The organism is Leminorella grimontii (genome assembly GCF_039789245.1).
In the GTDB taxonomy this organism is placed as follows: domain Bacteria; phylum Pseudomonadota; class Gammaproteobacteria; order Enterobacterales; family Enterobacteriaceae; genus Leminorella; species Leminorella grimontii.
This window is the reverse complement of the sequence record NZ_CP146357.1, coordinates 4237785-4256670: the sequence shown is the minus strand read 5'-3', so window position 1 is coordinate 4256670 and position 18886 is coordinate 4237785. Positions and strand designations below refer to the sequence as shown.

The 18886-nt window shown below is 52.3% G+C and carries 22 protein-coding genes; 12 read left to right on the top strand and 10 right to left on the bottom strand.

What is annotated here, in order from left to right; translation table 11 throughout:
• Positions 1 to 45: 45 nt before the first annotated feature.
• The 7 genes from gatD (at position 46) to V8L73_RS19390 (ending at position 7467) form a co-directional block, all read left to right on the top strand.
• Positions 46 to 1092 carry a galactitol-1-phosphate 5-dehydrogenase gene (gene gatD, locus V8L73_RS19420; RefSeq protein WP_347253783.1) on the top strand — a complete coding sequence of 349 codons (1047 nt, stop codon included), beginning with the start codon at positions 46 to 48 and terminating at the stop codon, positions 1090 to 1092.
• Between the two features lie 103 nt (positions 1093 to 1195).
• Positions 1196 to 1975, top strand: coding sequence for a DeoR/GlpR family DNA-binding transcription regulator (locus V8L73_RS19415; protein ID WP_347253782.1), 780 nt, complete (start codon positions 1196 to 1198; stop codon positions 1973 to 1975).
• Positions 1976 to 2029: 54 nt separating this feature from the next.
• Complete coding sequence (locus V8L73_RS19410; protein WP_347253781.1) at positions 2030 to 2884, top strand: tagatose bisphosphate family class II aldolase; 855 nt, start codon at positions 2030 to 2032, stop codon at positions 2882 to 2884.
• A gap of 215 nt (positions 2885 to 3099) precedes the next feature.
• Positions 3100 to 3330: a hemin uptake protein HemP gene (gene hemP / locus V8L73_RS19405; RefSeq protein ID WP_347253780.1), complete on the top strand. Its 231-nt coding sequence runs from the start codon at positions 3100 to 3102 to the stop codon at positions 3328 to 3330.
• A gap of 127 nt (positions 3331 to 3457) precedes the next feature.
• Positions 3458 to 5473, top strand: coding sequence for a TonB-dependent hemoglobin/transferrin/lactoferrin family receptor (locus V8L73_RS19400; protein WP_027273857.1), 2016 nt, complete (start codon positions 3458 to 3460; stop codon positions 5471 to 5473).
• Positions 5474 to 5543: 70 nt separating this feature from the next.
• Entirely contained in the window at positions 5544 to 6590 is a 1047-nt protein-coding gene (locus tag V8L73_RS19395; RefSeq protein WP_347253779.1) for a hemin-degrading factor, read from the top strand.
• 46 nt (positions 6591 to 6636) lie between these two features.
• Positions 6637 to 7467, top strand: a complete 831-nt coding sequence (locus tag V8L73_RS19390) for a hemin ABC transporter substrate-binding protein (protein ID WP_347253778.1) — start codon at positions 6637 to 6639, stop codon at positions 7465 to 7467.
• Positions 7468 to 7557: 90 nt separating this feature from the next.
• Here V8L73_RS19390 and V8L73_RS19385 read toward each other — a convergent pair whose 3' ends face one another.
• From V8L73_RS19385 to V8L73_RS19945, 4 genes are all read right to left on the bottom strand, one after another.
• Complete coding sequence (locus V8L73_RS19385; protein ID WP_347253777.1) at positions 7558 to 8952, bottom strand: WG repeat-containing protein; 1395 nt, start codon at positions 8950 to 8952, stop codon at positions 7558 to 7560.
• 230 nt (positions 8953 to 9182) lie between these two features.
• Positions 9183 to 9395 carry a cell morphology transcriptional regulator XreR2 gene (gene xreR2, locus V8L73_RS19380; protein WP_347253776.1) on the bottom strand — a complete coding sequence of 71 codons (213 nt, stop codon included), beginning with the start codon at positions 9393 to 9395 and terminating at the stop codon, positions 9183 to 9185.
• Positions 9392 to 9853, bottom strand: a complete 462-nt coding sequence (locus tag V8L73_RS19375) for a hypothetical protein (protein ID WP_347253775.1) — start codon at positions 9851 to 9853, stop codon at positions 9392 to 9394. The genes xreR2 and V8L73_RS19375 overlap by 4 nt, the downstream gene beginning before the upstream one ends.
• A gap of 51 nt (positions 9854 to 9904) precedes the next feature.
• Positions 9905 to 10078 (bottom strand): hypothetical protein, encoded by a 174-nt coding sequence (locus V8L73_RS19945; protein WP_422655631.1) that lies wholly within the window; start codon positions 10076 to 10078, stop codon positions 9905 to 9907.
• A 233-nt stretch (positions 10079 to 10311) separates the two neighbouring features.
• Here V8L73_RS19945 and V8L73_RS19370 point away from each other — a divergent pair, with 233 nt between their 5' ends.
• The 4 genes from V8L73_RS19370 to V8L73_RS19355 all read left to right on the top strand — a co-directional run bounded on the left by V8L73_RS19370 (position 10312) and on the right by V8L73_RS19355 (position 13024).
• Positions 10312 to 11001, top strand: coding sequence for an NYN domain-containing protein (locus V8L73_RS19370; protein ID WP_347253774.1), 690 nt, complete (start codon positions 10312 to 10314; stop codon positions 10999 to 11001).
• Positions 11002 to 11194: 193 nt separating this feature from the next.
• Entirely contained in the window at positions 11195 to 11779 is a 585-nt protein-coding gene (locus tag V8L73_RS19365) for a hypothetical protein (protein ID WP_347253773.1), read from the top strand.
• Between the two features lie 104 nt (positions 11780 to 11883).
• A complete protein-coding gene (locus V8L73_RS19360) occupies positions 11884 to 12561 on the top strand; it encodes a hypothetical protein (protein ID WP_347253772.1) in 678 nt (225 codons plus the stop codon).
• Positions 12562 to 12586: 25 nt separating this feature from the next.
• A complete protein-coding gene (locus V8L73_RS19355; RefSeq protein WP_347253771.1) occupies positions 12587 to 13024 on the top strand; it encodes a hypothetical protein in 438 nt (145 codons plus the stop codon).
• Between the two features lie 87 nt (positions 13025 to 13111).
• On the opposite strand, the gene V8L73_RS19350 is transcribed toward V8L73_RS19355, so the two are convergent.
• Positions 13112 to 13408 (bottom strand): hypothetical protein, encoded by a 297-nt coding sequence (locus V8L73_RS19350; RefSeq protein WP_347253770.1) that lies wholly within the window; start codon positions 13406 to 13408, stop codon positions 13112 to 13114.
• 332 nt (positions 13409 to 13740) lie between these two features.
• On the opposite strand from V8L73_RS19350, the gene V8L73_RS19345 reads away from it, so the two are divergent.
• Entirely contained in the window at positions 13741 to 14205 is a 465-nt protein-coding gene (locus V8L73_RS19345) for a hypothetical protein (protein ID WP_347254838.1), read from the top strand.
• Between the two features lie 66 nt (positions 14206 to 14271).
• On the opposite strand, the gene phoU is transcribed toward V8L73_RS19345, so the two are convergent.
• From phoU to pstS, 5 genes are all read right to left on the bottom strand, one after another.
• Complete coding sequence (phoU, locus tag V8L73_RS19340; RefSeq protein ID WP_027273865.1) at positions 14272 to 14985, bottom strand: phosphate signaling complex protein PhoU; 714 nt, start codon at positions 14983 to 14985, stop codon at positions 14272 to 14274.
• Between the two features lie 64 nt (positions 14986 to 15049).
• On the bottom strand, positions 15050 to 15820 hold the full coding sequence (gene pstB / locus V8L73_RS19335; RefSeq protein ID WP_347254837.1) for a phosphate ABC transporter ATP-binding protein PstB: 771 nt from the start codon (positions 15818 to 15820) through the stop codon (positions 15050 to 15052).
• A gap of 24 nt (positions 15821 to 15844) precedes the next feature.
• Complete coding sequence (gene pstA, locus V8L73_RS19330; RefSeq protein ID WP_347253769.1) at positions 15845 to 16726, bottom strand: phosphate ABC transporter permease PstA; 882 nt, start codon at positions 16724 to 16726, stop codon at positions 15845 to 15847.
• 1 nt (position 16727) lies between these two features.
• The gene (pstC, locus tag V8L73_RS19325) at positions 16728 to 17684 is read right to left on the bottom strand and encodes a phosphate ABC transporter permease PstC (protein ID WP_027273868.1); all 957 of its coding nucleotides are present in this window, start codon (positions 17682 to 17684) and stop codon (positions 16728 to 16730) included.
• Between the two features lie 59 nt (positions 17685 to 17743).
• On the bottom strand, positions 17744 to 18784 hold the full coding sequence (gene pstS / locus V8L73_RS19320; RefSeq protein ID WP_027273869.1) for a phosphate ABC transporter substrate-binding protein PstS: 1041 nt from the start codon (positions 18782 to 18784) through the stop codon (positions 17744 to 17746).
• Between the last annotated feature and the right edge of the window lie 102 nt (positions 18785 to 18886).

The window sequence follows — 18886 nt, the reverse complement described above, 5'->3', positions numbered from 1 at the left end:
CTCTCTTGGGGGAGCGACTCCGCTCCCCTTTCATTTGGAGGTAACATGAAAGCTGTATCTATAGGCAGCGACGGGCAGGCCTACGTCGAAAATCGGCCAACGCCCGCGCTGACGTCCCCTGACGACGTGCTTATTCGAATCGCCTACTCCGGCGTATGCGGCTCGGACCTGCCGCGCATTTTTCACGGCGGCGCGCACTTTTACCCGATTACGCTGGGCCACGAGTTCAGCGGGCACGTGGTGGAGGCGGGATCTGGGGTTAATCACGTAAAGCCGGGCTCTCCGGTGGCCTGCGTCCCCTTACTTCCCTGCTTTCAGTGCGACGAGTGTGAGCGAGGCTATTACTCGCTTTGCAAACGCTACAACTTCGTCGGCTCAAGGCAGCACGGCGGGAACGCGGAGTACATCGTCGTCAATAAAAACAACGTGTTCCTCCTGCCTGACAACGTGTCGCTTTTGCAGGGCGCCTTTTTCGAACCCATCACCGTCGGCCTGCACGCCCTGCTGCTGGCGGGCGGATGTAAAGACAAGCACGTCACGATTATCGGCGCGGGCACCATCGGCCTGCTGGCGCTGCAGTGCGCCAACGCCATGGGCGCGGCCTCCGTCACCGCCATCGACATCAACGACGACAAGCTCGACCTGGCGCTGCGACTGGGGGCCTCGCACGTCTATAACTCTAAGAGCGAGTCGGCCGAGCAGATTCGGGAAAGCAGCCTCGACAGGCGCTTCAATCAGCTGCTGCTGGAAACGGCGGGCACGCCTCAGACCGTCGAGCTGGCGCTCAACGTCGCCGGGCCGAGGGCGCAGGTCGCCCTGGTGGGTACGCTGCATCAGGACCTCACGCTGTCGCAGACTGCCTTCGGCCTGATTTTGCGCAAGGAGCTCAGCATCTTGGGAAGCTGGATGAACTACTCCGCGCCGTGGCCGGGAGAGGAATGGCGGCTGGCGGCGGAGCTGTTTACCCAAAAGCGCATCGATTTGCAGCCGCTTATCGCCAATATCGAAAATCCGGAAGGCTTCGCTGAGAAAATAATGGCGCTGAAAGGAAAACCGATGAATGGAAAACTGTTGATGAAAATCAACGAATAACACCGCAGCCTACCGGTACGCCGTTGGTAATGACATGACAATAGAACGTATTTTGGTTATCTTTTCTCCATTAATCGAAAATATTATTCTATGAGTCTGCCTTATGAATTCTTTTGAAAGAAGAAATAAAATCGTTGATATGGTCAACGCCTCGGGGAAAGTGTTCGTTACACAGCTTTCGAATACTTTTGAAATTTCCGAAGTCACGATACGTTCCGATCTGCGACAGCTGGAAAAAAAGGGGCTTTTGACGCGCTTTCACGGCGGCGCCTCCAAAACCGCCGACGAGCCTGTACAGACGACGGCCCTTCCCAATGAACTGATGCTGGAGGAGCGCTATCAGCAGGCAATGGAGCCGAAAAAGCGCATCGCCATTCTGGCCGCATCGTTCGTTAAGCCGGGCGACACCGTCATTCTGGACAGCGGCAGCACCACCATGCTGCTCGCCCAGGAGCTGGTGAAAATCGACAATATCACCGTCATTACCAACAATCTGCCGGCCGCTTTCGCCCTGTCAGAAAATAAAGAGATCACGCTGTTCGTCTGCGGCGGCACGCTGCGCCACAAGACGCGTTCGATGCACGGAAGCATTACCGAGCAGTCCCTCAACGGGATTGCCGCCGACCTGATGTTCGTCGGCGCGGACGGCATCGACGCCGAGAAGGGCATTACCACCTTCAACGACGGCTACGCCATCAGCGGCGTCATGGCCGGCCGAGCGCACAGAGTGATCGCGGTTATCGACGCGTCCAAGTTTGGCCGCAGCGGCTTTAATCAAGTGCTGCCCATCGACAAACTGGACACGATTATTACCGACGAAGGCATCAGCGAGCGGGACAAGGCTGCATTTCAGAAACAGAACATCACCGTCCTGACGGCCTGACGCCCGGTGCGTCTGCCTGCTGGGATACGGTGGTTTGTTGAGGTTTAAAGGCTTATGTACCTTATTCCCAGTCATGAAATGCTCAAAAAGGCGCAGCGCTGCGGCTACGCGGTGCCCGCCTTCAACGTTCACAACCTTGAAACGGTGCAGGTAGTGGTCGAAACGGCGGCGGCAATGTCGTCGCCGGTGATCCTCGCCGGTACGCCCGGCACCTTCACCTACGCGGGCATCGACTATCTGGTCGCCATCTGCCAGTCGGCGGCCCGCCAGCACCGCCTGCCCTTCGCGCTGCATCTGGATCACCATGAAGCGCTGCCGGACATTGAACGAAAGGTCGAGGCGGGCGTGCGCTCGGTGATGATCGACGGCTCGCACCTGCCGTTTGAGGAAAACGTCGCCACCGTCAGCCGCGTCGCCCAGCTGTGCCACCGCTACGGCATCAGCGTCGAGGCCGAGCTGGGTCAGCTGGTCGGTCAGGAGGACGACCTGACGGTGGACGAAAAGCACGGCGCCTTCACCGACCCCGACGCCGCCGCTGAGTTTGCCAAGCGCACCGGCATCGACTCGCTGGCGGTGGCCATCGGCTCCGCCCACGGCCTGTATAAAGGCGAGCCGAAGCTGGACTTTCCCCGGCTGGAGCAGATCCGACGCCGGGTAGACATCCCGCTGGTGCTGCACGGCGCGTCCGGCCTGCCGGAGAAGATAGTGCGCGAAGCGATAGGGTTAGGCGTGTGCAAAGTCAACGTCGCCACCGAGCTGAAAATCGCCTTTGCCGACGCGGTTAAAGGCTACTTTAAAGAGAACCCCGAAGCCAACGATCCCCGGCACTATATGGCGCCGGGGAAGGTGGCGATGCGCAAAGTGGTTGAGGAAAAAATCTCTATCTGCGGGAGCGCCGGAAAGCTGTAGTTTTTTCTCGGTTTAACAAGTGAAGGTTCCCTCTATGGTTAACGCCAGGGGAACCAAATCACTGACAAACGCTAATGACCATGTGATTAATAACGTAAATAATTTTTATCCGGATAAAAGATCGGGCTATCAGATTTTATCCGATTAAAAACAGCCACATTTCTTAAATTCCCGCCTTAAAGATAAAGAAAGACTTGTTGATGTGTATTTTTTAAATGATACTTATTATCAATTTGCAATTAGTTATCATTAACACTATGGCATCGACAAACTTACCATCCCTCGCGCAGTCAGAACCGAGCCTTTGCGCTGAGCAATCAACAAAGCCCGCTCAAATAAGCAGCCGGGAGCTCCTTGGTGAAAGCGGCATCCTGCTGATCGAGCATCAGAACCAGCAGTACCAGCTGCGCATCACCAAGACGGGAAAACTAATTTTAACCAAGTAAAAAACTGCCGTTTGCATGCGATGACAGCGCGTCGTAGACGGATTTCTTTCAGCCAGCCACCCAGACCCCGCGTCAAGGCAGCCAGCCGCTTTCGTTTCATTGATAACTTTCATGGAGTGTTGCAGCTATGCTTCGCCTATCGCCCTTATGCATTACCATTGCCTGCGCGTTGCCGCTTGTGGCTAACGCCGAATCACAAAACGCGACGTCCGGCGACGACGTAATGACCGTCGTCGCGACGGGTAACGATCGCAACGCCTTTGAGGCGCCGATGATGGTCACCGTCGTCAACCCCGCCGCGCCGGAAAATCTGGCCGCCAACAGCGCGGCCGATCTGGTGAAATCCATCCCCGGCATTACCCTGTCCGGCATCGGCCGCAGCAACGGGCAGGACATCACCATGCGCGGCTACGACAAGCGCGGCATCCTGACGCTGGTCGACGGGGTGCGTCAGGGCACCGATACCGGCCACCTGAACGGCATATTCCTCGATCCGGCGCTGATAAAGCGCGTTGAGGTGGTTCGCGGCCCGTCCGCCCAGCTATACGGCAGCGGCGCGCTGGGCGGCGTCATTGCCTTTGACACCGTCGACGCCAAAGACCTGCTTCGCGACGGCGAGCAGGGCGGCGTGCGCCTGTTCGGCTCCGGCGCGACGCTGGACCACAGCCAGGCGATGGGCGTCACCGCCTTTGGGCGAACCGACAGCCTGGACGGCCTCTTCTCCGCCAACTTCCGCGACAAGGGAAACCTCAGGCTAAGCAACGGCGAAACTGCCCCTAACGATGAAAATATCGGCTCCTTCCTGGCCAAAGGCACCTGGTACATTACCGACGCCCAGTCGCTGACGGGCAACCTGCGCTACTACAACAACGACGCCAGAGAGCCGAAGAACCCGCAAAACGCCAAGCCGGGCACCACCACCACCGACGTGATGACCGACCGCACCACGGAAAGTAAAGACGCCCAGCTGGTTTATCGCATCAACCCGTCCGATATGGACTGGCTGAACGCCACCACCCGCGTTTATTACTCAGAGACCAATATCGACTCGTCGCCGGACGGCAGCCGCCGGGAAGATCGCAAGCAAACAACCGAAGGGATCAAGGTGGAAAACCGCTCCCGCCTGTTCCAGCAAAGCGCCATACCCAGCCAGCTGACCTACGGCGCGGAAACCTACAAGCAGAAGCAAAATCCCAGCGGCGCAACCACCAGCTACCCCGATGCAGAAATCAAGTTCGCCTCCGGCTGGCTGCAGGACGAGCTAACGCTGCGCGACCTGCCCGTGTCGTTTATCGCCGGCGTGCGCTATGACAACTACAAGGCCGAAAGCAGCGGCTATAGCGATATCGACGCCGACCAGTGGTCGCCGAAGGTGGCGATGAGCGTCTTCCCGACCCACTGGCTGAGCCTGTTCGCCTCCTACTCCGAGGCGTTCCGCGCGCCGACCATGGGCGAGATGTATAACGACTCCCTGCACTTCAGCATGGGGCCGAACATGAACAACTACTGGAAGCCGAACCCCAACCTGAAGCCGGAAACCAACGCCACTACCGAAGCGGGCTTTGGCCTGCGGTTTGACAACCTGCTGATGGCTGACGACGACCTGAAGTTTAAGGCCAGCTACTTCAACACCAAGGCGGAAGACTACATCGATACCAAGGTCAATATGTCCGTGGGCTACAGGCCGGGCGTCGGCGTTATCTGCTCGCCGTGCGAAACCACCTCGGTCAACATCCCCCGCGCCAAGATCTGGGGCTGGGACGTAATGATGGACTACCAGACCCACTACTTCGACATGAGCGTCGCCTACAACCGCACCAGCGGGAAAAACGAAGACACCGGCGAGTGGCTTTCAACCGTAAGCCCGGACACCGTATCGACCAAGCTTAACGTCCCGCTGGGCAACACCAACGCCGCCGTGGGCTGGATAGGCGTCTTCGCCGATCGCATCAAGGACGCGCCGACGCCGCAAAGCGGCTACGCCACCCACGACTTCTACGTCAGCTATAAGCCGGACGTATTTAAAGACAAGCTAACGACCAGCGTGGTGATCTCCAACGCCTTTGATAAAGAGTACTACACGCCTGGCGGCGTGTTGCAGGACGGCCGCAACGTGAAGCTGTTCGCCAGCTATCAGTTCTAAGCAGTATCGGGCCGCGCTAATAATAAAAAGCGTGGCCCGCGTTTAACCAACCGCATACGGGAAACCAAAGATGACAATCTCTTTATACGATCGCTATCTACAGGCCAAGCAGCAGCATCCGGAGGAGTTCGCCAGAGATCTGGCAAAGCGACTTTCGGTCAGCGAAGCGGAACTGACCCACGCGCGCGTGGGCCACGATGCCCGACGCCTGAACGGCGACGACGTTAGAGCGCTGCTGGCGGCGCTTGAAAGCGTCGGTGAAACCAAGGCCATCACCCGCAACGAATATGCGGTGCACGAGCAGGTGGGAACCTACGCCAATCAGCACCTCAGCGGCCACGCCGGGCTTATCCTGAACCCGTATGCGCTGGATCTGCGCCTGTTTCTCAACCACTGGCGCTTCGCCTTCACCCTGACGGAACAAACGGCGCGGGGCGAACGCCGCAGCATTCAGTTTTTCGACGAGTACGGCGACGCGCTGCACAAGGTCTACATGACGGAAAACACCGACGCGTCGGCGTGGCAAAAAGTCATCGATACGTTCTTACAGGACGACAACCCTGCCCTGACGCTGCTGACGGCGGAACCGGCCAAATCGGAAAAAGCGCAGAAAATCGACGAGCTGGCCATTGACCGCGAATGGCGCGAGATGACCGACGTCCACCAGTTTTTCACCCTGCTGCGCAAGCATAACGTCACGCGCCAGCAGGCCTTTGCGGCAGTAGACAACGACTTGGCCCGGCGCGTCGACAATCAGTCCCTGCGCCAGCTGCTGGACATGGCCAAGCGCGACGCCAACGACATCATGGTGTTCGTCGGCAACCGCGGCTGCGTGCAAATCTTTACCGGCAAAATCGAACGGGTCGTTCCCCACGGCAGGTGGCTGAACATTTTCAACCGCGAGTTCGTGCTGCACCTGATTGAAGACGACATCGTCGAAAGCTGGATAACCCGCAAGCCGACCAAAGACGGCGTCGTCACCAGCCTTGAGCTGTTCGCCGCCGACGGTACGCAAATCGCCCAGCTTTACGGCCAGCGTACGGAAGGGAAGCCAGAACAGTCCCAGTGGAGAACGCAGCTCGATACGCTGCTTCAACAGCCCATGGTGTTTGCGTAAAGCGCGATGCTTGCATAAAGGGGCCTACATAAATAAGAGAGTCTTCATGAAGAAAGCTTTAGTAAAAACGGCGCTGGCTTTCGGCGCCCTGTTCAGCGCGGCGGCCTTTGCCGCCGAACAGCGGGTCATCAGCGTTGGCGGCGACGTGACGGAAATCGTCTACGCCCTGAACGCGCAGGGCGCACTGGTCGGGCGCGACTCGACCAGCCTGACGCCCAAAGCCGCCCAGAGCCTGCCGGACGTCGGCTACATGCGCCAGCTTAACGCTGAAGGGCTGCTCTCCCTGCGCCCGACGCTAATACTTGCCAGCGAGCTTTCTCAGCCTGCGCTGGCGCTGGAACAGGTGAAAAACGCCGGCGTTAACATCGTCAGCGTGCCCGGCACGCCGTCGCTGGAGACGGTAACGAAGAAGATCGCCGTCGTCGCCGACGCGTTGGATAAAAAGCAGGAGGGCGAGAAGCTTATCGCCGACTTCAACCGCCAGCTAGCGGCTTTGCCGAAAAAGTCGCTGCCGACCAAGGTGCTGTTTGTGATGAACTACGGCGGCGGAGAGCCGATGGCGGCGGGGCAGAACACCGCCGCCGAGGCCATTATTACGCAGGCGGGCGGCCAGAACGCCATGCAGGGGTTTAACCGCTACCGGCCGCTGTCTCAGGAAGGCGTGGTGGCCGCCGCGCCCGACCTGCTGCTTATCACTACCACCAGCTTCCAAAGCCTGGGCGGCGAAGAGAAAATCTGGCAGCTTCCCGGTATTAAGCACACGCCCGCCGGGCAAAAGCATCGCCTGCTGGTGGTCGACGACCTGGCGCTGCTGGGGTTTAGTTTGAAGACGCCGGCGGTGATGGGGGAGTTGCAGAGGGCGATGGAGGGGGAGTAGTATTTTGTTTTTTATTGAATTAACACGTAGCTAAATCATCGTAATACCCGCGCCATTGGCCATATGCTCAGGCGCGGGATTTTTATTTTTTTACCGTATCGATGCATCCGAACGGCTTTGTTTATAGCTATTAACAGCCTTACAGGTTTCTTCAAGATCCTCCTGCCAGAGGATTTTTCCCTGCTCGTTTTTTAACAGAGTCATGGGATTATATTGACTACACGGGCCTTCCTGAGAAATATTATCCCTTGTGAGCGTTGCAATAACATGATTGTTATTATCTATATACATATCTCCCTTAACACCATTTTTTCTTACACGCCAAACGCCTTCATATATTGGCTGTCTAAACGAACGCCACGGAGTACCAATTTTGCTATATTCAAACGGAATAACCGTTTCGCCTTTTTTATCAATAACGCCCCACTTTTCATTATTATCAACAACAACGGCGAAACCATTATGGAATGCAGAAACATTGCGATAATTCATCCTGAATAGCTCTTTACCATACTCATCAAATAACGCCCACTCTGAATTTTTTTCTTCTCCTGTAAAGCGCTTAATCCAGATAACGCCATCGCTAAATTTACTGAGACGACAGCGTTCAGAAATACGCTGTTCTTCCATTGACGGGAGTTTGACTACATAACAGCCTGCATTTTGTTGCTTTTGTACGATAACTGCATGTTCAGAAAACGAATAAGGTTCAACCGTCACCTGTGAGAGCAAAACTTCACCCTTCTCATTGAGAATATCGACAAGCCCTCTCATTCCTGAAGAGTCATAGCTCTTTATCCATCTGTTATTTGAAATCCAGTGGAAGCTTGTGTCCAAAGAGAAGGGAAAAAGTTCTTTACCTTTCTTATCGATGATAGTCGAATAAAACTCCCCTTCTTTTTTTACAGAAACGCTTGCATACCCTTGTTTAAATTCGCTTATAGATGAATAAATCGGTTCCAGAATCCATGTCCCGGTATGGATATCCATATATCCCCTTTTTACACCACTATCGGTGATCCTCAACGCACTTATCATTCCATCAGACACACCATAATCCGAATAATTTTCAGAGGACTTCAGTGCATGAATTAACGTACCACGGTAGTCATAAAGTGCATGGGCTTTTGCAGAAAAGAGAAGATTATCAGCAATTTTAATTATCGATCCACGAGGAGGGACTTGGGGCGTACCAGAAATGGTGCCAACAACATTCCCGTCGGGATCCAGCACATCGGTATCACCATTTTCTTTTAATGCTAACCAAATATCCGGATATTTATCTATAACGTTATACTTTGCCGGTGTGACAGTTTTTCCATCTCGACTGATTAAACCACATTTATCAAATACCTCTGCGTTGCTAGAAACACAGGCACTGATAAATGGATAAGCATATTTCTTATTTTCTTTACTATTTTCGGCGTTGGCGATACTTCCCCAAAAGAAAATAATAACAATAGAAATCCATCTCTTTTTACTCATGCGCTTTCCCTCTTGGCGAATACCTTGGCTATAAAGCCGTAATAGTATTAATCATATTTACTGAAACGAGAATTACATTAAGTGCTTTGCTGTTCTGTTGTCTATTCAGCACCGCGTATATCAATTCAGTTTTGACCATGCCGCAAATCGGGTGAGAAGCAGTAAATTACTTGTCGAGATACCCGCGCCATTATGGATAACGGCGCGGGAAGCCTCTCTTAAAAAACACCCTACCTACCGCAATACCGAGAAGGCCAAATCTCCTCCGGCGCAACGCCCAGCGCTGTGGCAATCAACCTTTCCCCCTTCGGCCAGCGGCGCATCAGGGCGTTAGCCAGCGTAGAGGATGCCAGCCCCGCTTCGCGTGAGACGGCGGCAAGCGAGGTGCCGCGCTTTTTCAGCGCCGCGATTACGTCGGCGGAATGCCAGTCCTGTTGGTTCATAGCGAATCCCCCTTGACGGGAACGATCCCGCTGAGCGTACGCACCCAGCGCGGGGCTTTGAGTTCCGCCGTGAGGTAGCTGACCAGCCCAAACAGCAGGTCTGACAGGGTTTGTTCTACGTCGGCAGGAAGCTCCTGCTCGATGAGGGTTTGAGACAGCGCCATACAGTAGCCGCACAGCTGTTCCGTATCGGGCTCGAAGCGTGGAGAAACGAGGGGATGAGCGTTAGTAATAAACAGGGATTCCAAATGAGGCGGGATCGGGTCGTTCTGCGTGGCCCTAAGACACGCGAGGCAGGCGGTAAGCCGCTCGCAAAACGCGGAGCGCAGCCCCGGAAAGTTGAATTCAGCCTGAGCCTCGGCGAACCGTTCACAATAGTCGGCCAGAACGGTGAAGTCCGCGTTGGGGTCAATAGAGAGTGTGAGTAACGGGTGAACTTGGGTTAGGGTTGTAGCCATAAGGCAGCCTCCGATGAGTCGTTAATATAACCACCACCGGAAATGCCAATTTCATAGGTGGCGGAACTGGACAGAGTTGGCATTACCGGCCTCATCGGGTACCGGCGCACCTAACGGCGCCTCCGTCCAGCCCACCATAGAGAAACGACAGTATATCGTTTCCAGAACCGGACGCGCGATACAAAAAAACGCTGATGCGCTTAATATCGCCGATGAAGTTTTCAGGATGCCAATCCCGTAACCTGATTTTGCAGGCTCAGTACGACGATACAGCGGCCTATGGCCCGCAGCAATAAAGGGAATTTAGAGTCTGGAGACGTCTCGCAAAATAGTAGATAAAGTAACGTCATTTATTTTCACTCTCAAAAAGGAAAATAAGGATTATTGAGACTTTTAGCCAGCATACTTCCTCCATATCCCTATCATATTCAACTCGATATATTCCCTGGGAAACATGAATGAAAAGCAGGAACAACGTCGCCGTGCTTATTGATGCTGAAAATATCAGTAGTAGCGTTATGCCGGACGTTATGGCGCTTATGGAAAAACTTCAATGCAGCCACATTATCAGAGCCTATGCGGACTGGACCAAATGCAACCTGAATAAATGGCAAGAAGCCGTGGTCAATTATGGCATCAATCCGGTACACCAACCGTCTTTTGTATCAGGTAAAAACTCCTCTGATATTACGCTAACAATAGACGCCATGGATTTGATGTATTCCGGCCAGTTCAAAACGTTTGTCTTAGTGACCAGCGACAGTGATTTTGTGCGCTTAATCATTCGACTAAAAGAATCCGGTTCTGACGTTATTGGTATTGGCGACAGTCGTTCTTCTCCTGCCTTCAGGTTTGCCTGTAGTCAGTTTTTCATGAAAGAAAGACCGAAAATTAAAGAAATTATCGCCTTAACCGTTGAGGAAAATTGCATTCTAAACATATGGCCGAATGCCGCTAGCGACTGGTTGTCCGTAAGTGAATTATCCCAACACTGGGTTGCTGCTGGGTATTCATCAAAAAAAGGAAAGTTTCTAAAAATGCTTCAACAATATCCCCTGTCATTTTTATTGGAGAAAAATGGCACTTGCTGGAGAGTGAAACGTCAGTGTGGTGAAATCCGCACTGGAGCAAACGGTGATAGAAAGTAGCGAATAAATTTAAGTTGAGATTGTAGCTATGAAAAGATCTCTTTTGAGCGACAGTTGATTAACGATGTCGCCAGCCGATCCCGTTATCTGATTTTGTAGGCTCAGAGTGGCGATAAAGTGATACCAGAAGATTTTGGAAACGAAGGGCCTTCTGATTTAGAATGCTTCTTTGGGTTTATAAGGAATATGCCTGATGAATACTTCACTATCAAATGATAATACATTAGTATTTGCCATTATAAATAGCGACATGTTGCAGATAATAAATACCATTCAACATGGATTTAACTGGCCAAGTGAACCCTCTCATCATTTAGACTTCATTAAAAACGTAAAGTTACCAATCCAAAAAGGTGGGAAAGAACTATCAACGGGGGTGTTTTATTATCTATGCGATAATGATAACAAATTAATTTTCACATCAAATTTATCTGATGGATGGAATTCTTTGCTTTACTGCATTAGTAGGCAGAATAAATCAAACTACCTTCTTTTCAGGATACACCAAGGTGAACCCCCCTTAATGGAGATGAGCTTTGTAGAAGCTGGAAATACAGTGCGTCTGATTAGAGTGATGAAGGAAAGCAAATGGGAATTTTACGAGATAGGCGCGCCTTTATGGTTTGAACAAAAAGAGCATTATAGCCACAGAAAAATTTCGGATAGAGTTACTTATGAATTATTACTTTCATATTCAATAAAGAATGGTGTTGATTTTACTTCTCCTAATTTTTTCAGAACACAAAAAGAATCATTATGGATGAATGAAATAAGATGAATTATAAGGAAATATCATACTCCAATCATCTAGCATTCTCCTTTAGGATTATGGATATAAATCCCGATGCCTATTTTCTGATATACACAGAGAGAAATTAAAAAATGATCTTTAAATTTATTGTCTTAGATTTAGAAAGAAGAACAGATCAGTTTTCTAATGAAGAAGGATACGCATTCTATCTAAAATCACGCTCTTTATGTTCATTTTTAGAACGATTCATATATTCATTTAAGATAAAAACTGAAGGGTATAATCAATTTGGCATTAAAGGATTCAAAGAAGTCGAATACGCTCCTTATATAAACAGTTGTCAATCTTTAGTAACTCGCCTAAAATTTAATTTAGAAAGCTACAAGGCCATTTTAGAAACTGGGGATCGTAAAAAAATAAATGACTTTTATATCCATTTTATTGAAGAGGGTCTTAAAACAATTAATGATGACTTTCAGCTTCCTAAGGCCAAAATTTTAGAAGGAATAGGATTATTCAGAGAAAATAATTATATTAATAAGTGGTTTTATGCTAAAAAACGTATAACAGGTGGTAGTTTATCATGTCACCTCGAATGCCAAATCACTTTAGATGCTTTCAATATTGATTTAGTGGCATTGGAAAATGAAAATGAAATTAAAAGAGAACGCATTATTAATGACATACCTAATCCTATCACTTACTCCCATCACTTTGGTGATTTAAAGGTTACCAAAGAGGGAATAATTCAAGTAAGTAACCGAGCAAAAAAAATCATTTACATGAAAAATATTAGAGAAATAATATAAAACAATAAAAAATGGATAATAAATCATGCTATCCGAAAAAATAAAATCAATGAGCCAATCTCGCGGCTGGTGGTACGATAACGTTAGCCAAGAATACTGCGATGCCCTACTCTCTATAAACGTTGATCTTACTTCCGACTTTGCTAAATTCTATTTACATATTGAAGATGGCGCTACTTTTTACAGTAGAAAACAGGAAATCTATCAAATCTGCTGGTTTATCATTAATTCCAACTATCAATTAAATTTAGAAATGACGCACAATGTGTTAAAGATGCCGAAAGAATATATCCCATTAGACAGCTTTGAAGGCGAAGGCGGCTATTTTTACAATAGAACAACCGGAGAAGTGGTATTTATCAGCCTTGGCAAAAAGCTAACTGACTTTTTAAATGATGAACTGAAGCCTCAATGGAAGGATTTTAATGTTTTTATTGAGTGGTTTTTTGAATTGGATAATTAGGCCGTAACGATGTTTTTCAATCAAAAACCGACGATACCAACGGTCTTTCGGAAGAAAGCACGTCAATAACGTCATTTGAAGTCGCAATCAGATAACATTGGCACTCTCTTCATTAAACCATGCCAAATAGCGAGAGTTTTCAATCAAATGAATACCGGTCGTCAGATGGCCGTTGTGTTCTGACAGCATTTTTAATAAGTCCCCTTCATCCGTTAGCCGAAAAGAATGAACCCAATCAAATAGCACCCTCAGCTTAGAATTAACGTCACCATCATCGTTACTTATAAATAACTCAAGAGAACCTGACGAATATCGGAAATCGTCCAAAACGCTATTCTGGAAAGAAAAATCCCCCACGGGGAAATTATTTACCTTTTCAACCATATATGTTTACTTCCCACGTCTAAATTTAATTTTTCCAGTCTGGAGCCAGCAATACGTCACTCTCACTACTACTTTGTATGATAACAGCACATCGATCCAATAACTGTACATCATACATCAATACAAACAGCCGTCAGCTCACGATAAAAAAGAGAGGTCAAACGCGACAAAACAACAAATAAGGCAAGGTGAATAAAACCCCCGGAAAGAATAAAATATCTACATCCGCCACTCGATTAAACAGGAAGCCCTCTATGAACAAAACGTGGAAATGGCTGTTTAGTATCGCGCTTAGCCTGTTTTTTTCCTTCCAGGCCGCTGCTCAGGTTGAAATGGAAAACCAAAGGATCCCCTCGCAGGGCATCTCTATCAACGTCCCCAAGGGCTTTACCCCAATGGACGAAGCGATGAAAAAGGTGAAATACCCGTCTGAAAACCGCCCCGCCGTCGTTTTTACCGATGAGCGCGGGAAGGTCAACGTTGCGCTAAGCGCGGGCAAAGCGCCGCTGAAGGCCGAGCAGCTAAACACCTATAAAGACTACATGCTTCAGGCCATGCGCAACTATCATCCGGCGGCGGAGAGCGTTACTATCGACGGCAATAGAAAGGCCTGGCTCATCCACTTCACTTCCAAAGCCATCGATACCGACATTCACAACGCGATGCTGGTAACGTCCTATAAGGACAAGATGGTGTTGGTAGCGTTTAACTGCACGGCTGACCTGTGGAGCACCTATAAGAGTTCGGTCAAAGCGTCGCTACTATCGATAAAGTTCGACGAACAGCCGGCCAACTAGCGAACCCCATAAAAAAGCCGCCGATGCTTATTATTTACGGCGGCTCTTTCACTTCTGCTATGCCCGCTACTTCCTCGCCAGCATGCTCTCCACTTCATCCCCGCTCAGGTGGCGGAAGTTCTGCCCCTTCACGAAGTAGAAAATAAACTCGCAGATGTTCTGGCAGCGGTCGCCGATGCGCTCGATGGAGCGGGCGCAGGCCAGCGCGGTCAGCACGCTGGGAATGGTGCGCGGGTCTTCCATCATGTAGGTCATCAGCTGGCGGATGATGCCTTCGTACTCCAGATCGACCTTTTTGTCTTCCCGGTAGATGCGAACGGCTTCATCGATGTCCATGCGGGCGAAGGCGTCCAGCACGTCGTGCAGCATCTGCACGGTGTGGCGGCCGAGCGACTCCAGGTTCACCAGCAGCGTCTTGTGCTGTTGGGAGAACTTCTCCAGCGCCATGCGGCAGATTTTATCCGCCACGTCGCCTATTCTCTCAAGCTCAGAGACGGTCTTAGTGATCGCCATCACCAGACGAAGATCGCTGGCGGTGGGCTGGCGCTTGGCGATGATGCGCACGCACGCCTCGTCGATCTCGATCTCCATCTTGTTGACCTTGTGGTCGTCGTCGATCACCCGCTGCGCCAGCGCCTCGTCGGCCTGATGCATCGCGTTGATGGCGTCCGTCAGCTGCTGCTCCACCAGCCCGCCCATTACCATCACCTGCGTGCGGATGTGCTCCAGCTCGGCGTTAAACTGGCCGGAAATATGCTTGCCTAAGTTCAGGTTTTCCATGTTTATTCCTCATTTATTTACACCGAATACTTCGCGCCTGCGGCGCAAAACATAGCGTGTAAAATCAACCATAGCGGCCAGTAATGTAGTCTTCAGTCTGCTTCTTGCTCGGCGTAGTAAACATCATGTCGGTATTGGAATACTCGATAAGCTCGCCCAGGTACATAAACGCCGTATAGTCCGAGCAGCGGGCGGCCTGCTGCATGTTGTGGGTGACGATCACCACCGTGTAGTCCGACTTCAGCTCGCTGATAAGCTCTTCGATGCGCCCGGTGGAGATCGGATCCAGCGCCGAGCAGGGTTCGTCGAGCAGCAGCACTTCCGGCTTAATAGCGATACCGCGGGCGATACACAGGCGCTGCTGCTGACCGCCGGACAGGCTGTAGCCGCTCTGGTTCAGCTTGTCTTTGGTTTCATCCCACAGGGCGGCCTTGGTCAACGCCCACTGCACGCGTTCGTCCATCTCGGCGCGGGAGAGCTTTTCAAACAGGCGTACGCCGAAGGCAATGTTGTCGTAAATCGACATCGGGAACGGCGTCGGCTTTTGGAACACCATCCCCACCTTGGCGCGCAGCAGCGCGACGTCCTGACCGTTGTTCAGGATGTCTTCGCCGTCCAGCAGGATTTGCCCGGTGGCGTTTTGCTCCGGATACAGCTGATACATCTTGTTAAAGGTGCGCAGCAACGTGGACTTGCCGCAGCCGGACGGGCCGATAAAGGCCGTCACCTGATTTTTGGCGATGTCGAGGGAGATATCCTTCAGAGCGTGAAACTTCCCGTAGTAAAAATTGAGATCGCGCACCTGAATTTTGCTTTCACCAGCAGCATTTCCCATTGGCGTCATGACTTCCTCTCTTAATTATTTCTTCTTGGCGAAAACAACGCGCGCCAGAATGTTCAGTAACAGTACGCACAGCGTAATCAGCAGTACCCCGGCCCAGGCCAGCTGTTGCCATTCGGCAAAGGGGCTCATGGCAAACTTGAATATCGTCACCGGCAGGTTGGCTATTGGGTGCGACAGGTCAAGGCTCCAAAACTGATTCGACAGGGCGGTAAACAGCAGCGGCGCGGTTTCGCCGGCGATGCGGGCAATCGCCAGCAGCACGCCGGTAATGATGCCTGAGGTCGACGCCTTCAGCGTCAGCGACAGGATAATCTTCCACTTGGGCGTGCCGAGCGCGTAGGCGGCTTCGCGCAGGGTGTCCGGCACCAGACGCAGCATGTTTTCGGTGGTGCGAACCACAATCGGCACCTGCAGCAGCGCTAGCGCGATGACGCCCGCCCAGCCGGAGAAGCGCTCCATCTGGGTGACAATCAGCATATAGACAAACAGCCCGACCACGATCGAAGGCGCGGACAGCAGAATGTCGTTGATAAAGCGCACCGTCGACGCAAACCAGGACTTACGCCCGTATTCCGCCAGATAGATACCGGCCATAATGCCCAGCGGCGTGCCGATAACCGTCGCCCACAGGATAAGCAGGCCGCTGCCGGCTAGGGCGTTGGCAAGCCCGCCGCCTTGGGTATTGGGCGGCGGCGTCATTTCGGTAAACAGCGCCAGCGACATGCCGTCGATGCCCTTGGTGAAGGTGGAAAACAGGATCCAGACGAGCCAGAACAGGCCAAAGGCCATCGCCAGCATGGACACCAGCAGCGCCATGCGGTTTTTCTGGCGGCGCCACGCCTGCATGTTGCGGCGGGTCGCTTCGCGGGTGGCGGCTTCAGATCTTACGATGCTCATCCTAGCGCCCCTCATTCTTGTTTAAACGTAAAATCATCAGTTTGGACAGCGACAGTACGATAAAGGTGATAACAAACAAAATCAGCCCCAGCTCCATCAGCGCGGCGGTGTGCAGCCCAGACTCCGCTTCGGCGAACTCGTTGGCCAGCGCCGAGGTAATGCTGTTGCCCGGCATAAACAGCGAGAAGCTGTCGAGCTGGTAGGTGTTGCCGATGATAAAGGTCACCGCCATGGTTTCCCCCAGCGCCCGGCCGAGGCCCAGCATCACGCCGCCAATCACGCCGTTTTTGGTATAGGGCAGCACGATGCGGCGGATAACCTCCCAAGTGGTGCAGCCGATGCCGTACGCGGACTCTTTCAACAGCGTCGGCGTCTGCTCGAACACGTCGCGCATCACCGCAGCGATGTAGGGAATAATCATGATGGCCAGGATCACCCCGGCGGCCAGAATGCCGATGCCGAAGGCCGGGCCGGAGAACAGCGTGCCGATAATGGGGATATTCGCCACCACGTCGTTAACCGGCTGCTGGAAATATTTGGCAAACAGCGGCGCGAAAATAAACAGCCCCCACATGCCGTAAACGATGCTAGGGATCGCCGCCAGCAGCTCTATCGCAATCCCCAGCGGGCGCTTAAGCCAGCCGGGCGCAAGCTCGGTCAAAAACAGCGCGATGCCGAAGCTCACGGGCACGGCTATCAGCAGCGCGATAACGGAGGTGACTACCGTGCCGTAAATCGGCACCAGCGCGCCGAACTCATCGGCGGGAGCGTCCCATTCCTTGCTCCACAGAAAGCCGATGCCGAATTTCTGAATGCTGGGCCAGGAGGCGATAATCAGAGAAACGATAATGCCGCCCAGCAGTAAAAGCGTAATCAGCGCAGCCAGTTTAACCAGCGCGCTGAAAATAATGTCGCCCTGTTTCCCTGGCGCTTTTATCATCGGCTTATATTCCGCCATTGGGTCTCCCTGTGAGTGGGTTAACGCCCTCTCAAAGCGAGAGGGCGGCTACAAGATAATTAGTAAATCGGCTTACCGCTGGCGTCTTTAATCTGGGTTTTCCAGGCGCTGCGAACTTGCTCAACCACAGCGTCAGGCAGTACGGCGTAGTCCAGCTCTTTGGCCTGCTTGCCGCCCTTGGCGTAGCCCCAGTCAAAGAACTTCAGCACTTCGGCGCCGCGCTTGGCGTCTTTCTGGGTTTTATGCACCAGAATGAAGGTGGTGGAGGTAATCGGCCAGGCGTCTTTGCCCTTTTGGAACGTTAAGTCCTGCGCGAACGACTTGGACCAGTCGATGCCCTTGGCGGCAGCGCTGAAGGATTCCTGAGTTGGGCTGACGACTTCACCGTCGGCAGAAACCAGCTTGGTGTAGGCCAGGTTGTTTTGCTTAGCGTAGGCGTATTCCACATAGCCGATAGAGCCCGGCAGGCGCTGTACGAAGGCGGCGATGCCGTCGTTGCCCTTGCCGCCCAGACCAACCGGCCACTTCACGGTAGAGCCGACGCCCACCTGCTCTTTCCACTCAGGGCTGACTTTCGCCAGATAGCTGGTGAACACGAACGAGGTGCCGGAGCCGTCTGCACGGCGCACGACGTTAATCGCCAGGTCCGGCAGCTTCACACCCGGGTTCAGCTTGGCGATGGCCGGATCGTTCCACTTCTTCACCGTGCCGAGATAGATATCGCCCAGCGTTTTGCCGTCCAGCGTCAGATCGCCTGACTTGATGCCTTCAAGATTAACCGCCATGACGACGCCGCCGATAACGGTCGGAAACTGGAACAGATCTTCTTTTTCTAAACGGTCGTCAGCCAAGGGGGCGTCCGATGCGCCGAAGTCGACGGTATTCGCGTTGATTTGCTTAACGCCGCCGGATGAACCGATTCCCTGATAGTTGATGTTGTTTCCATTCTCTTTTTGGTAGCTGTCCGCCCACTTGGCGTAAACGGGAGCCGGGAAGGTCGCGCCCGCGCCGGTGATGTTTTCAGCGGCCATGGCGGTAAGCGCAGTCATTGAAACGGTAGCGGCAATACCGAAAGCGAGCGTCGTACGTATCAGTTTCATGATTCCTCCTAAAGGAACGCTGGGACTCTGTTGCAAGCAAACTTCAGATAATTAACGAGTACGCTGGAAACAATAAGACCGTTTGATGACAGTATAATGTCG

Bases quoted from the DNA above. Each gene is read 5' to 3' on its own strand.
- gatD (WP_347253783.1), top strand. From the start codon at position 46: ATGAAAGCTGTATCTATAGGCAGCGACGGGCAGGCCTACGTCGAAAAT.
- V8L73_RS19415 (WP_347253782.1), top strand. From the start codon at position 1,196: ATGAATTCTTTTGAAAGAAGAAATAAAATCGTTGATATGGTCAACGCC.
- V8L73_RS19410 (WP_347253781.1), top strand. From the start codon at position 2,030: ATGTACCTTATTCCCAGTCATGAAATGCTCAAAAAGGCGCAGCGCTGC.
- hemP (WP_347253780.1), top strand. From the start codon at position 3,100: ATGATACTTATTATCAATTTGCAATTAGTTATCATTAACACTATGGCA.
- V8L73_RS19400 (WP_027273857.1), top strand. From the start codon at position 3,458: ATGCTTCGCCTATCGCCCTTATGCATTACCATTGCCTGCGCGTTGCCG.
- V8L73_RS19395 (WP_347253779.1), top strand. From the start codon at position 5,544: ATGACAATCTCTTTATACGATCGCTATCTACAGGCCAAGCAGCAGCAT.
- V8L73_RS19390 (WP_347253778.1), top strand. From the start codon at position 6,637: ATGAAGAAAGCTTTAGTAAAAACGGCGCTGGCTTTCGGCGCCCTGTTC.
- V8L73_RS19385 (WP_347253777.1), bottom strand. From the start codon at position 8,952: ATGAGTAAAAAGAGATGGATTTCTATTGTTATTATTTTCTTTTGGGGA.
- xreR2 (WP_347253776.1), bottom strand. From the start codon at position 9,395: ATGAACCAACAGGACTGGCATTCCGCCGACGTAATCGCGGCGCTGAAA.
- V8L73_RS19375 (WP_347253775.1), bottom strand. From the start codon at position 9,853: ATGGCTACAACCCTAACCCAAGTTCACCCGTTACTCACACTCTCTATT.
- V8L73_RS19370 (WP_347253774.1), top strand. From the start codon at position 10,312: ATGAAAAGCAGGAACAACGTCGCCGTGCTTATTGATGCTGAAAATATC.
- V8L73_RS19365 (WP_347253773.1), top strand. From the start codon at position 11,195: ATGAATACTTCACTATCAAATGATAATACATTAGTATTTGCCATTATA.
- V8L73_RS19360 (WP_347253772.1), top strand. From the start codon at position 11,884: ATGATCTTTAAATTTATTGTCTTAGATTTAGAAAGAAGAACAGATCAG.
- V8L73_RS19355 (WP_347253771.1), top strand. From the start codon at position 12,587: ATGCTATCCGAAAAAATAAAATCAATGAGCCAATCTCGCGGCTGGTGG.
- V8L73_RS19350 (WP_347253770.1), bottom strand. From the start codon at position 13,408: ATGGTTGAAAAGGTAAATAATTTCCCCGTGGGGGATTTTTCTTTCCAG.
- V8L73_RS19345 (WP_347254838.1), top strand. From the start codon at position 13,741: ATGGAAAACCAAAGGATCCCCTCGCAGGGCATCTCTATCAACGTCCCC.
- phoU (WP_027273865.1), bottom strand. From the start codon at position 14,985: ATGGAAAACCTGAACTTAGGCAAGCATATTTCCGGCCAGTTTAACGCC.
- pstB (WP_347254837.1), bottom strand. From the start codon at position 15,820: ATGGGAAATGCTGCTGGTGAAAGCAAAATTCAGGTGCGCGATCTCAAT.
- pstA (WP_347253769.1), bottom strand. From the start codon at position 16,726: ATGAGCATCGTAAGATCTGAAGCCGCCACCCGCGAAGCGACCCGCCGC.
- pstC (WP_027273868.1), bottom strand. From the start codon at position 17,684: ATGGCGGAATATAAGCCGATGATAAAAGCGCCAGGGAAACAGGGCGAC.
- pstS (WP_027273869.1), bottom strand. From the start codon at position 18,784: ATGAAACTGATACGTACGACGCTCGCTTTCGGTATTGCCGCTACCGTT.